Consider the following 11,704-nt stretch of genomic DNA (forward strand, 5'->3'; position numbering starts at 1 on the left):
AATGGAACCGTGCCTACCAAGAAGAAGCCCCAGGTGACCGCCACCCCGGAGCGCCGCCGTGAACTCCTCGCCCTCGCCGCCGAGGTCTTCGCCGAGCAGGGCTACAACGCCACCACCGTACGCAAGATCGCGGACGAGGCCGGAATGCTCGCGGGCAGTCTCTACTACCACTTCGACTCCAAGGAATCGATGCTGGAGGAGATCCTGCGGACCTTCCTCGACGAGCTCTGGGGCGGCTACGACACCGTTCTCGCCGCCGAACTCGGCCCCCGGGAAACCCTGGAGGCGCTGGTCACCGAGTCCTTCCGGGAGATCGACCGGCACCGGGCCGCCGTCGCGATCTACCAGAAGGAGTCCCGGCACCTCGCCGCCCAGCAGCGCTTCGCGTTCCTCGCCGAATCCCAGCGCAACTTCGAGAAGGCGTGGCTGAGCACCCTGGAGCGCGGGGTCGCCGCCGAGACCTTCCGGTCCGACCTCGACATCCGGCTCACCTACCGGTTCGTGCGCGACACCGTCTGGGTCGCCGCGTCCTGGTACCGGCCCGGCGGACAGCACAGCCCCGAGGAGATCGCCCGGCAGTACCTGTCGATGGTGCTGGACGGGATCTCCGTACGTCCCCAACCCCGTCCGCAAACCCCGCCCGCGGAGGAGTAGTCATGGCCGAGGCCTACATCGTCGAAGCGGTCCGTACGCCCGTGGGGAGGCGCGGAGGAGGCCTGAGCGCCGTCCACCCGGCCGACCTCGGCGCGCACGTCCTCAAGTCGCTCGTCGAACGGTCCGGCGTGGACCCGGCCGCCGTCGAGGACGTCGTCCTCGGCTGCCTGGACACCGTGGGACCGCAGGCCGGGGACATCGCCCGCACCTGCTGGCTGGCGGCCGGACTCCCCGAGGAGGTGCCGGGCGTCACCGTGGACCGGCAGTGCGGCTCCTCCCAGCAGGCCGTGCACTTCGCGGCCCAGGCGGTGCTGTCCGGCACCCAGGACCTGGTGGTCGCGGGCGGCGTCCAGAACATGAGCCTGATCCCCATCGCCTTCGCCTCCCGCCGCGCCGCCGAACCCCTCGGCCTCACCGACGGCCCCTTCGCCGGCAGCGAGGGCTGGCGGGCACGGTACGGCGACCGGCCCGTCAACCAGTTCCACGGCGCCGAACTGATCGCCGCCAAGTGGGGCATCACCCGCCGCGACCAGGAGGAGTTCGCGCTCCGCTCGCACCGGCGGGCGCTGCGCGCCCTCGACGAGGGCCGCTTCGCGCGCGAGACCGTCCCCTACGGCGAGGTCACGGCCGACGAGGGCCCGCGCCGGGACACCTCGCTGGAGAGGATGGCCGCCCTCGCCCCCGTCGTCGAGGGCGGCACCATCACCGCGGCCTGCTCCTCCCAGGTCTCCGACGGCGCCGCCGCGATGCTGCTCGCCTCCGAGCGGGCGGTACGCGAGCACGGTCTGACCCCGCGGGCCCGCGTCCACCACCTCTCCGCACGGGGCGAGGACCCGATCCGGATGCTGTCGGCGCCCATACCGGCCACCGCGTACGCGCTGAAGAAGACCGGCATGTCCCTCGGGGACATCGACCTCGTCGAGATCAACGAGGCGTTCGCCCCGGTCGTCCTCGCCTGGATCGAGGAGACCGGCGCCGATCCGGAGCGGGTCAACGTCAACGGCGGCGCGATCGCCCTCGGCCACCCGCTCGGCGCCACCGGCGTGAAACTGATGACGACGCTGCTGCACGAACTGGAGCGCACCGGCGGCCGGTTCGGCCTGCAGACCATGTGCGAGGGCGGCGGCCAGGCGAACGTGACGATCATCGAACGGCTTTGAGCGTGCTCCCGCCGGAAGCCGCTCGCGGCATCGCCGCCGGAGCCGGTACAGGTCTTCCAGCCCCGCGAGCTTCTTGAACCTGAAGGCGTACTTCACGCGGCGCCCTGGTCATCGCTGAACAGGTCGGCGAGGAGCTCTGCCATGGAGACCGTGGGCTCGTCGACGTACGCGGACGCTTCCCGGGCGAGTAGCCGGTCGGCCGCCTCCTCGACCGCGTCCAGAACCTCTATGGGCACGACGGCACCGACGCGCTCGCCCTTGCGGGTGATCACTGTGAAGTCGCCGGCCTCGGCGTTGCTCAGGATCTCGGCCGGCCGGGCACGGGCCTCGCGGATGCCCAGCGTCTCGGTCATGGCCCCGAGTGCACACCGGGTTGTGCACACGCGGGGTGGACGGTCAGTCCGCGGAGAACCACCGCCGCTTCCGACATCACGCGCTCGACCAGCTCCGCGCACGACGGCAGATCCTCAATCACCCCCGCGACCTGCCCCGACGCCATCACCCCCAGATCCGTACGCCCGTCCACCATCGCCGCCCTGAGCAGCATCGGCGTGTTCGCGGCCAGCAGCACCTGGCTCCACGTCAGGTCCCTGCCGTGCCTCATGGCGAGGCCGTCCCGGACCATCCGGGGCCAGGAGAGGCCGGACACCCGCCGGAAGCCCGCCGCCCCGCGCACGGCCCGGACGAGCGCCCGCGCACGGCCGGCCCGCTCCAGGGAGCCGACGAAGTCCGTCCGCAGCATGCGGTGCGGCAGCCCGTCGACGGCCCTCGTGACCGTCACGTCGCCGACCCCCGCCGCCAGATACGCCGCCTTCACCGCGTCCGGGACGGTGGAGTCGGAGGTGAGCAGGAAACGCGTCCCCATCGCGATGCCCGCCGCCCCGTACGCCAGCGCCGCGACCAGCCCCCGCCCGTCGTGGAAACCGCCCGCCGCCACCACCGGGACGTCCACGGCGTCCACCACCTGCGGCAGCAGCACCGTCGTCGCCACCTCGCCGGTGTGTCCGCCGCCCTCGCCGCCCTGCACGATCACCGCGTCCGCACCCCAGGCGGCCACCTTCTCCGCGTGCCGGCGCGCCCCGACGGAGGGCACCACGACCACGCCCGCCTCCTTCAACTCGGTGATCAGCTCACGGGAGGGGGCGAGGGCGAACGACGCGACCCGCACGCCCTCCTCGACGAGGATCCGTACTCGCTCCCCCGCGTCCCCCGCGTCGGCCCGCAGGTTCACCCCGAACGGCGCGTCCGTACGCGACCTGACCTCCCGCACCGCGTCCCGCAGGTGGTCCAGGGTCATCGTCGCGGAGGCCAGGATGCCCAGGGCCCCCGCGTTCGCCGTGGCGGAGACCAGCCGGGGCCCCGCGACCCACCCCATGCCGGTCTGCACGACCGGGTGACGGACACCGACGAGACGGGTGAACGCGGTCTCCATCAGCGCCCGGCCTCCCCGGTACGCGGGGCCGGGTCCACGACCTCGCGGTCCCGGGCACCGCCCGGATCGATCACCGTACGGATCAGCTCCCGCTCCAGCGGGGTCGGTTCGCGGGTGTACGGCACGTCGGCGGCCACGGACAGCTCGAAGCCCGTCGCCTCCCGCACCTCCTCCACGGTGACGCCCGGATGCAGTGAGGCCAGACGCATGGAGCGGTCGAGCGTGGCGAAGTCGAAGACGCCGAGGTCGCTCACCACGCGCGGGATGCGGTGGAAACGGGTGGCGCTCGGGCCCGCGGCGGCGGCCCGGTCGTACCCCACCCCGCACACCATGTCGACCCGCGCGACGAAGACCCGCCGGGAGTGCTTCGGGATCCAGTAACTCGTCGGATTGTTCAGCGTGTTGACCGGCGCCCCGCGCACGCCGAGCAGCTGGCGCAGCGGCCGGGCCCAGTCCCCGACGCAGGAGATGTTCTGGTTGCCGAAGCGGTCGATCTGACTCGCGCCCATCATCACGTGCCGGCGTCCGCCGGTCACCGCGGTCAGGTGCCGGCGGTAGGGCAGCCAGCCCTCGGGGGTGCCGTCGAGGCCGACGAGCAGGGCCTCGCCGTCGGTCATCAGCAGATCGGGCGAGAAGGTGCGCCTGGCCAGTCGGGCCCCGATGGACGGGATGGTGCCCATGGGGCTGGCGAGCACCTCGCCGTCGTCCCGCCAGGCCTCGGCGCAGGCGATCACGCAGTACTCGGCGCGGGTGATCGCTGGGACCGGGTTCATCGCCCCTCCTTGTGCCAGGTCCGCACGGCGGACTGGTACGCCTGTTCGTCCCCGGCGAGGAATCGCTCGGCGAACCGCTCGTACGGTGTGGTGGCGTACAGCTTCTGGAAGGGTTCGTCCCGCACGTAGTCCGGGGCGCAGGACGTGAAGTGCGCGCCGTTCGGAGCCTCGACGACACCCGTCACGCTCGACCGGTTCAGCAGCAGCGTCTGCGGCGCGGCCTCCTTGCCGGGCGCGGCGGTGCCGAGGTGGTCGACGAGCTGCTCGCAGGAGACGTACGCCGTGTCGGCCGCCTCGCAGAACAGATCGTCGAAGTACGGGTCCGGGCCCAGGTACTGGCCGTTTCCCGCGCGGTCCGCGCGGTTCATGTGGACCAGCGCCGCGTCCAGACGGAGGGCGGGCATGGCGACGAACGTCTCCCCGTCCTCGTAGGGGGAAGTGACCGTCCGCAGGCCGGGGTTGACCCGCATCACGTCCGAACCGATCCCGGCGCGCACCGGGAGGAAGGGGAGCCGGTTCGCCGCGGCGTGCAGGCCCCACATGAACATCGCCTCGTCGACCTCCGTGAGCTCGAAGGCGCCGCTCTCGCGCGCCGCGCGGTAGTGCGGTTCCAGCGGGATGGAGTCGAGGGTGGTGAAGGCGGTGACCAGCTCGCGGATCCGTCCGGCGGCGGCGAGCAGGCCGACGTCCGGGCCGCCGTACGACACGACGGTGAGATCGGTGACGTCGGTCCGCAGCAGCGCTCTCACCAGGGCCATCGGCTTGCGGCGCGAACCCCAGCCGCCGATGCCCAGCGTCATCCCGCTCTCCAGCCGGGCGACGGCCTCGTCCGCCGACATGGTCTTGTCGCTCACCGCCGGGCCTCCTGCTCCCCGTGCTGCCCGGGTCGGCCGGGGCCGCCGGGTTCGTCGTGCTCCTCGGGTGCCGCGGGTGTGCCGGGTGCTGCGGGTGCGTCGGGTGTCTGGCACCGTGGGGTTCCCGTGGCCCCCGTGACTTCCCTGGCCGCTTCGGGCGCTGCGGCAGCGTCGGTGGCTTCCCGGCCGAACGTGTCGCGGACGCGGTCGGCCACTCCGCTGAGGTTCGCCTCGAAGGTGAAGCCCTGTTCGAAGCGGTAGCTGCGGCGCACGTCCACGGGGTCGATGCCGTTGAGCGCGGCCTTGGCGAGCCTGATCAGCTCGCCGTCCTTGGCGGCTATCTCGCGTGCCAGTTCCAGCGCGGCGTCCAGGAGCTCCTCGCGGGCCACGACCCTCCACACCGAGCCGTGCGCGTGCAGTTCGGCCGCCGTCGCCGTGCGCGCGGTGTAGTACAGCGCGCGCATCAGGTGCCCCGGGACCAGCCGGGCCAGGTGGGTGGCCGCGCCGAGTGCGCCGCGGTCGAGCTCGGGCAGGCCGAAGGTGGCGTCCTCGCTGGCCACGATCGCGTCGGCGTTCCCCACCAGCCCGATCCCGCCGCCCAGGCAGAATCCGTGGACCGCGGCGACGACCGGCACCTCGCACTCGTAGACCGCGGCGAACGCCTCGAAGCAGCCGCGGTTCGCCCCGACCAGCGCCCGGTGGCCCGCGGTCTCCAGGGCCTCCCGCTGCATCTCCTTGATGTCCACGCCCGCGTTGAAACCGCGCCCGGCGGCCGTCAGCACGACACACCGTGTGTCGGGGTCGCGGCCCGCGGCGCGCACGGCGTCGGCGAGGTCGAACCAGCCGCGCACCGGCAGCGCGTTGACCGGCGGGAAGTCGACCGTGACGACGGAGATCCGTTTTTCCGGGGACGAGGTGGAGACACCCATGGACGCATCAGCTACCTTTCCACCAAACGTTTGTTAGGTGCACTCTCGAAGCTAGCAGCGAATGCATCCGCGCGGGAGGCCCTGTGGACAACGTGGACGGCACGGACGGCACGGACGGCACGGACGGCACGGACGGCACGGAGGAGGTGCGGGGCGCGCGGGGATCGGGTGACACGGCGGGAACGGGCGGCGTGGGCACCGGCGAGCGGACCGTCGTCGTCACCGGCGGGACCCGCGGAGTCGGCGCCGGCATCGCGCGGGCCTTCGCCGAGGCGGGTGCGAAGGTGCTGGTCTGCGCCCGCAGGCCCCCGGAAGTGCCCGTCGCGGGCGCGGAGTTCGTCCCGCTCGACCTGCGCGACCCGCCCGCCGTGCACGCCTTCTTCGACGCGCTGCCCCGGCTCGACGTACTGGTCAACAACGCGGGCGGGGCCCCCTACCGCCCCCTGGCGGAGGCCGGCGCCGAGCGGCACGCGCGCGTGATCGAGCTCAACCTCGTCGCGCCGCTGACCGCCTCGCTCGCCGCGTACGCGCACCTCAGACGGGCCGGGGGCTCGATCGTGATGATCGGCAGTGTGAGCGGGACGCGCCCGTCGCCCGGTTCGGCGGCGTACGGGGCGGCCAAGGCGGGTCTGGAGAACCTGGCCCGTTCGATGGCCGTCGAGTGGGCCCCTCACATCAGGGTCAACACCCTTGTCGTCGGCATGGTCCGCACCGAGCTGTCCCACCTCCACTACGGCGGGGAGCACGGTGTGGCCGCTGTCTCGCGGACCGTCCCGCTGGGCCGTCTCGCCGACCCGTCCGACGTGGGCGAGGCCGCCGTCTTCCTCGCCTCGGACGCCGCCGCCTACATCAGCGGGGCCTCGCTCCTCGTGCACGGGGGAGGGGAGCGGCCCGCCTTCCTCGACGCCGCGACCGTCAACCGGGCCGATCCGACCAACCAGGAGGACTGAGATGAGCGGACCGCTGCTGTGCCGGGAACGGGTCGTGATCGTCACCGGCGCGGGGCGCGGACTCGGCAGGGCGCACGCGCTCGCGTACGCCGCCGAGGGCGCGCGGATCGTCGTGAACGACCTCGGGGTCGGGCTGGACGGCTCGCCGGGTGCGGACGGCCCGGCCGCGCGGGTCGTGGCGGAGATCCGCGCGGCGGGCGGTGAGGCGGTCGCCCACGGGGGCGACGTCGCCACCACCGAGGGGGCCGCGTCCCTGGTCCGCACCGCCCTGGAGACGTACGGACGCCTCGACACCCTCGTCAACAACGCGGGCTTCCTGCGCGACCGGATGCTGGTCAACCTCGACGAGGAGGACTGGGACGCCGTCCTGCGCGTCCACCTCAAAGGGCACTTCCTGCCCCTGAAGCACGCGGCGGCGCACTGGCGGGCCGAGGCGAAGGCGGGGCGGACGCCGCGGGCCCGGGTCGTCAACACGAGCAGCGGCGCGGGCCTGCTGGGTTCGGTCGGGCAGGGCAACTACAGCGCCGCCAAGGCCGGGATCATCGGACTGACCCTGGTCGCCGCCGCCGAGCTGGGGCGCTACGGCGTCCAGGTCAACGCGATCGCGCCCGCGGCCCGCACCCGGATGACCGAACGTGCCTTCGCCCGGGCGATGGCGGCTCCGGACACCGGTGCCTTCGACGCGATGGCGCCCGAGAACGTGTCGCCGCTGGTCGTGTGGCTGGGCGCGGACGCGAGCGCCGGCGTCACCGGACGCGTCTTCGAGACCGAGGGGGGCCGCATCACCGTCATGGAAGGCTGGCGGCCGGGACCCGGCGCGGACGGCGGGGCCCGCCGGAGCCCCTCCGAGGCCGGTGACACGGCCCTGCGACTCCTGGCGCGCGCCGAGGCGCCCGGCGCGGTGTACGGAACGGGCGGCGCGGCGGGGGAGGAGCCGGCGACAGGACGCTGAGGACCGTCCGCCGGCCGGCGCGCGCCGTCTTCGCCGGTCCGCGCGTGCGCCGGTCTCAACCCTTGGGTGGAGGCCGGAAACCCACCCGTGCTCAACCCGGTGGTTGAGGACGCGCGGCGCCTCGCACGGCAGTCTCGAAGACATGACGACGACCGACTACATCATCTCCGCGGCTCTCATCCTTCTCGTGATCCCGCAGATCCGCGGCACCCGCCAGACCCTGCCGCACACGCTGTTGCCACCGCGGCCGCGTACTACCTCAAGTCCTTCCCGACCCAGGGGCACGACATCCGTCTCGACGCCGTCACCGTCGCGGCGGGCGCGGCGCTGGGCCTCGCCTGTGGCGCGGCCACCCGGCTCGGCCGGGCGGCCGACGGCGTCGCGGTCGCCAGGGCCGGGGCGGTCGCCGCGCTCCTGTGGATCGCCGGCATGGCCGCCCGCGCCGGATTCGAGTTCTGGGCGACCCACGGCGGTGCGGGCAGTGTCGCGCGGTTCAGCCGCGACCACCTGATCACCGGGGCCGACGCGTGGACCGCCGCTCTGCTGCTGATGGCCCTGGCCCAGGTCGTGTGCCGGCTCACCGTGGTGCGCGTCAGGGCGCGCCGCGTCACCGCCACCGGACCGATATCCGCCGTGGCCTGAGCGCGCCGTCCCGTCGGTCAGCTCTTCCCCCGCAGCACGGTCAGCGCGTGTGCCGCCCGCGCGCGGACCTCGGCGTCGTGGTCCTCGGCCAGGGCGCGCAGACGTTCGACGCCCTCGGGGTGGCCGGCGGGCAGCAGCCGGGCCAGTGCGTCGGCGACCGCCGCGCGCACCGCGGCCTGCGGGTGCCGCGCGTGGCGCAGGACCTCGGGGAGCGCGGCCGCGTCCGCGCGGCGGCCCAGGGCGACGACGGCGGCCCGCGCGACCACGGGCTGCTCGCTCTCGCGGGCGAGTTCGCGCAGCACCTGGCGGCCGCGAGGTGTGCGGGACCGGCCCAGCACGTCCGCCCCGAAGGCCTGCCGGAGAGGATCCGTGCCGCGGCACCACAGCACCGCCGCACGGAACGTGTCCTCGTCGCCGCGCAGGCCGAGAGCCGCGGCGGCCTCGGTCCAGTCGTCGTCGGCGGGGTCGGCGCGGCGCAGGGCGCGGGCGGCGAGTTCGGGGGCGGGGGCGGCGATGCCGAGGGACGTTTCCAGGAGGGTGGCGATGGCGGCGTGACCGGTCTGCTGGTCGTCGCCGGACACAGGGTGCCCGGCCGGGTCGAGGAGCTGGACCTCGACGGTGACACCGCCGTCCTCCGGGTAGCGGTGCACGGCGGACGGGTGACCGGGACCGTAGGTCTGCTCCAGGCCCGCGCGGAGCGCGGCCTCCACGTCGACGCTCAGCCAGCGGTGCGCCTCGGCGAGCGCGGCGGACCGCTCCCGCGCCCCCCGCCGGAGGAGGGCGCGTACGCAGCCGGGGGAGCCGCGGCGGGCCGCCGCCACGATCGGGGGCTCACCCGTCGGTCCCGGACGGTCGGGGTCGGCGCCGGCCGCGAGCAGTTCCGCCACCACCGCGGCCCGGCCCCGCTGCACCGCCCAGGTCAGCGCCGTGAACCCGAAGCCCTCCACGCGGTCGGGGCTCGCCCCGGCCGCCAACAGGGCCCGTACGACCTCTGTGTGGCCGCCGCAGGCCGCCCCGCACAACGGGGCGTCCGTGCCCTGGCTGAGCCGGTCCGGGTCGGCGCCCGCGGCCAGCAACAGCCGTACGACGTCCGGCCGGTCGCTGACCGCGGCCAGGTACAGCGCCGTCTCGCCCTCCGTGTCCGCCGACTCCGGGCTCGCGCCGGAGCGCAGCAGCCGTACCACCGCGTCCTCGTCACCCTCGTACACAGCGGTGAGGAGACGCGCCGCGGGGTCGTTCGTGCTCATCCTTCGACCCTCGCTCGTGAAGGAGGCGGGAGGCAAAGCCTTTTGGGGTGTTCTGACTCACCTCGCGCGTCCCGTCCGCCCCTTGCGCCGCGGCATCCCGTTACGTGTCGCACTCCAGCACCGTCCCGCACAGCGTGCAGCGCGCCCGCACCCGGCCCCGTACCGGCACCCTGATCCGCTGGTGGCAGGTCGGACAGGGGAAGGAGACACGCAGCGGGCCGCGGCCGTCGGGGGTGAACGTGTACGGGACGCCGGGGCGCGGGCCGGGAGCGTGCGGGTCCTGGGCGTGACGCCGGTCCTTCGCGTAGCGGCGGCGGCCCGCCCAGCCGGCCGCGGTCAGCGGGGGCTGCTGTTCGTCGCCGCGGGCCGTCGCCATGCCCTTCGTGTACGCGGTGTAGGCCTGCGGGCTGGTGAACCAGACAGAGGGGTCCTCACCGAAGACCAGGGCGCGTTTGGCGAGGACGTAGCCGAACTCCTCGGGGGTGAGATAGCCGAACTTCTGCAAGGAGGCATCGTCCTCGCGGTAGGCGTCGAGCAGCAGCCAGCCCGCGCCGAGGTAGGTCGCGGCGGTGTCGGTGAGGATCTCGGTGTCGGGGGTGCGGGGGAAGGAGAGGCCGAGGCGGTGCAGATAGACGTGCATCACCTCGTGGGCGAGCGCGGCGCCGATGTCCCTGCGGTGGACGCGGAAACGGTCGTTGAGCTCGATGAAGTACTCGGGGCCCGCCGCGAGTTCGACGTTCGCCGCGTGGGTCATCTCGCGGAAGGAGATGATCATCCGGGCGTCCGGCAGACGGTAGTGGCGCACCAGTTCGCGGGCCACCCGCTGCGCGCCCAGGTACAGGTCGTCGCCGTCGGCGAAGGCCACGTCGGCGGGGGCCACGCTGGCCGCGAAGGTGTGCACGGTGTCGTACGAGAGCCGCCTGTAGAGCGCGGTGATCGAGGCCCGCACCATGTCCAGGTGCGGGTAGCCGTGTTCGACGGGCCCGCCGTTCGCCACGTCCGCACCCCCTGAAGACGCCGGCATCCGCACTCCACTCTAAGCCGGGTTCCACCGAGTGGCCGGACGAGTGCGCGCGGTCGCGGACGGCGCGACGGCGTGCGCCGGGGAGCGGCTGGCCGAAAAGCGGTTCTTGCCGGGGCACCCGGGCGTCTCAATAATGCGCAAAGGCTTGGCAAGTACATGCCACATCCGTGGCTTGTTGTGCTGCGCGACGTGCTGTCCACCGCACGGTTCCCGCCGCCCGGCACACCGCGGGGTGCTCGGCGCGTACCACCGCCACGCCTCGACCCCCCACGAGAGGACACACGTTGAAGTCTCCGAAGAAGTTCACGGGCCTCAGAAGACTCCTCGCCCTCGGCGCCGTCGCGCTCGCCGCCGTCTCGCTCCAGCCCGTCGCCGCACACGCCGCGCCCACGCCCGTCGTCGGCGGAACCCGCGCCGCACAGGGCGAGTTCCCCTTCATGGTCCGGCTCTCCATGGGCTGCGGCGGCGCCCTCTACACCAAGCAGATCGTGCTGACCGCCGCGCACTGTGTGAGCGGCTCCGGCACCAACACCTCGATCACCGCCACCGCCGGCGTCGTCGACCTGCAGAGCACCAGCGCCGTCAAGGTCAGGTCGACGAAGGTGCTCCAGGCACCCGGCTACAACGGCAAGGGCAAGGACTGGGCCCTCATCAAACTGGCCTCGCCCATCGAGCAGCCCACCCTGAAGATCGCCACCACCACCGCGTACAACAACGGGAACTTCACCGTCGCCGGCTGGGGCGCCACCCGTGAGGGCGGCGCCCAGCAGCGCTACCTCCTCAAGGCCACCGTCCCCTTCGTCAGCGACGCCGCCTGTCAGCAGGCGTACGGCAGCGACCTCGTGCCCGGTGACGAGATCTGCGCCGGATTCGTCCAGCAGGGCGGGGTCGACACCTGCCAGGGCGACTCCGGCGGACCGATGTTCCGCAAGGACGACGCCGGCGCGTTCGTCCAGGTCGGGATCGTCAGCTGGGGCCAGGGCTGCGCCGAGCCCGGATACCCGGGCGTCTACAGCGAGGTCTCGACCTTCGCGGCTGCCATAGCCAGGGCGGCGTCCACCCTGTAGCGGCCCGGTCGCCGTCATGA

General features: G+C 73.5%; 13 protein-coding genes. 6 read left to right on the forward strand and 7 right to left on the reverse strand.

Annotated elements, in window-relative coordinates:
• Positions 1–9 precede the first annotated feature (9 nt).
• A complete protein-coding gene (locus GFH48_RS29425) occupies positions 10–654 on the forward strand; it encodes a TetR/AcrR family transcriptional regulator (protein WP_153291129.1) in 645 nt (214 codons plus the stop codon).
• 2 nt (positions 655–656) lie between these two features.
• Positions 657–1,814 (forward strand): acetyl-CoA C-acetyltransferase, encoded by a 1,158-nt coding sequence (locus tag GFH48_RS29430; RefSeq protein WP_153291130.1) that lies wholly within the window; start codon positions 657–659, stop codon positions 1,812–1,814.
• A 92-nt stretch (positions 1,815–1,906) separates the two neighbouring features.
• On the opposite strand, the gene GFH48_RS29435 is transcribed toward GFH48_RS29430, so the two are convergent.
• Genes GFH48_RS29435 through GFH48_RS29455 form a run of 5 tightly spaced genes read right to left on the reverse strand, consistent with a single transcriptional unit; the run spans position 1,907 to position 5,802 of the window.
• Positions 1,907–2,167: a type II toxin-antitoxin system Phd/YefM family antitoxin gene (locus tag GFH48_RS29435; protein ID WP_153291131.1), complete on the reverse strand. Its 261-nt coding sequence runs from the start codon at positions 2,165–2,167 to the stop codon at positions 1,907–1,909.
• Complete coding sequence (locus GFH48_RS29440; protein ID WP_153291132.1) at positions 2,164–3,246, reverse strand: NAD(P)H-dependent flavin oxidoreductase; 1,083 nt, start codon at positions 3,244–3,246, stop codon at positions 2,164–2,166. Before GFH48_RS29440 ends, GFH48_RS29435 begins: the two co-directional genes overlap by 4 nt.
• Positions 3,246–4,019, reverse strand: coding sequence for a CoA-transferase subunit beta (locus GFH48_RS29445; protein ID WP_153291133.1), 774 nt, complete (start codon positions 4,017–4,019; stop codon positions 3,246–3,248). The genes GFH48_RS29440 and GFH48_RS29445 overlap by 1 nt, the downstream gene beginning before the upstream one ends.
• Positions 4,016–4,873: a CoA transferase subunit A gene (locus GFH48_RS29450; RefSeq protein ID WP_153291134.1), complete on the reverse strand. Its 858-nt coding sequence runs from the start codon at positions 4,871–4,873 to the stop codon at positions 4,016–4,018. Before GFH48_RS29450 ends, GFH48_RS29445 begins: the two co-directional genes overlap by 4 nt.
• A complete protein-coding gene (locus tag GFH48_RS29455; RefSeq protein WP_153291135.1) occupies positions 4,870–5,802 on the reverse strand; it encodes an enoyl-CoA hydratase family protein in 933 nt (310 codons plus the stop codon). The genes GFH48_RS29450 and GFH48_RS29455 overlap by 4 nt, the downstream gene beginning before the upstream one ends.
• Before the next feature lie 191 nt (positions 5,803–5,993).
• Between GFH48_RS29455 and GFH48_RS29460 the strand changes: the two genes are divergently transcribed.
• From GFH48_RS29460 to GFH48_RS29470, 3 genes are all read left to right on the forward strand, one after another.
• A complete protein-coding gene (locus tag GFH48_RS29460) occupies positions 5,994–6,752 on the forward strand; it encodes an SDR family oxidoreductase (RefSeq protein WP_153293172.1) in 759 nt (252 codons plus the stop codon).
• A 1-nt stretch (position 6,753) separates the two neighbouring features.
• Positions 6,754–7,704, forward strand: a complete 951-nt coding sequence (locus GFH48_RS29465) for an SDR family oxidoreductase (RefSeq protein WP_153291136.1) — start codon at positions 6,754–6,756, stop codon at positions 7,702–7,704.
• 87 nt (positions 7,705–7,791) lie between these two features.
• The gene (locus tag GFH48_RS29470) at positions 7,792–8,346 is read left to right on the forward strand and encodes a hypothetical protein (RefSeq protein ID WP_322747007.1); all 555 of its coding nucleotides are present in this window, start codon (positions 7,792–7,794) and stop codon (positions 8,344–8,346) included.
• Between the two features lie 17 nt (positions 8,347–8,363).
• On the opposite strand, the gene GFH48_RS39790 is transcribed toward GFH48_RS29470, so the two are convergent.
• The gene (locus tag GFH48_RS39790) at positions 8,364–9,593 is read right to left on the reverse strand and encodes an ankyrin repeat domain-containing protein (protein ID WP_153291137.1); all 1,230 of its coding nucleotides are present in this window, start codon (positions 9,591–9,593) and stop codon (positions 8,364–8,366) included.
• A 100-nt stretch (positions 9,594–9,693) separates the two neighbouring features.
• A complete protein-coding gene (locus tag GFH48_RS29480; RefSeq protein WP_153293173.1) occupies positions 9,694–10,590 on the reverse strand; it encodes a hypothetical protein in 897 nt (298 codons plus the stop codon).
• Positions 10,591–10,901: 311 nt separating this feature from the next.
• Here GFH48_RS29480 and GFH48_RS29485 point away from each other — a divergent pair, with 311 nt between their 5' ends.
• On the forward strand, positions 10,902–11,684 hold the full coding sequence (locus GFH48_RS29485; protein ID WP_153291138.1) for a S1 family peptidase: 783 nt from the start codon (positions 10,902–10,904) through the stop codon (positions 11,682–11,684).
• Positions 11,685–11,704: the final 20 nt, after the last annotated feature.

Source organism: Streptomyces fagopyri, assembly GCF_009498275.1.
Classification (GTDB): domain Bacteria; phylum Actinomycetota; class Actinomycetes; order Streptomycetales; family Streptomycetaceae; genus Streptomyces; species Streptomyces fagopyri.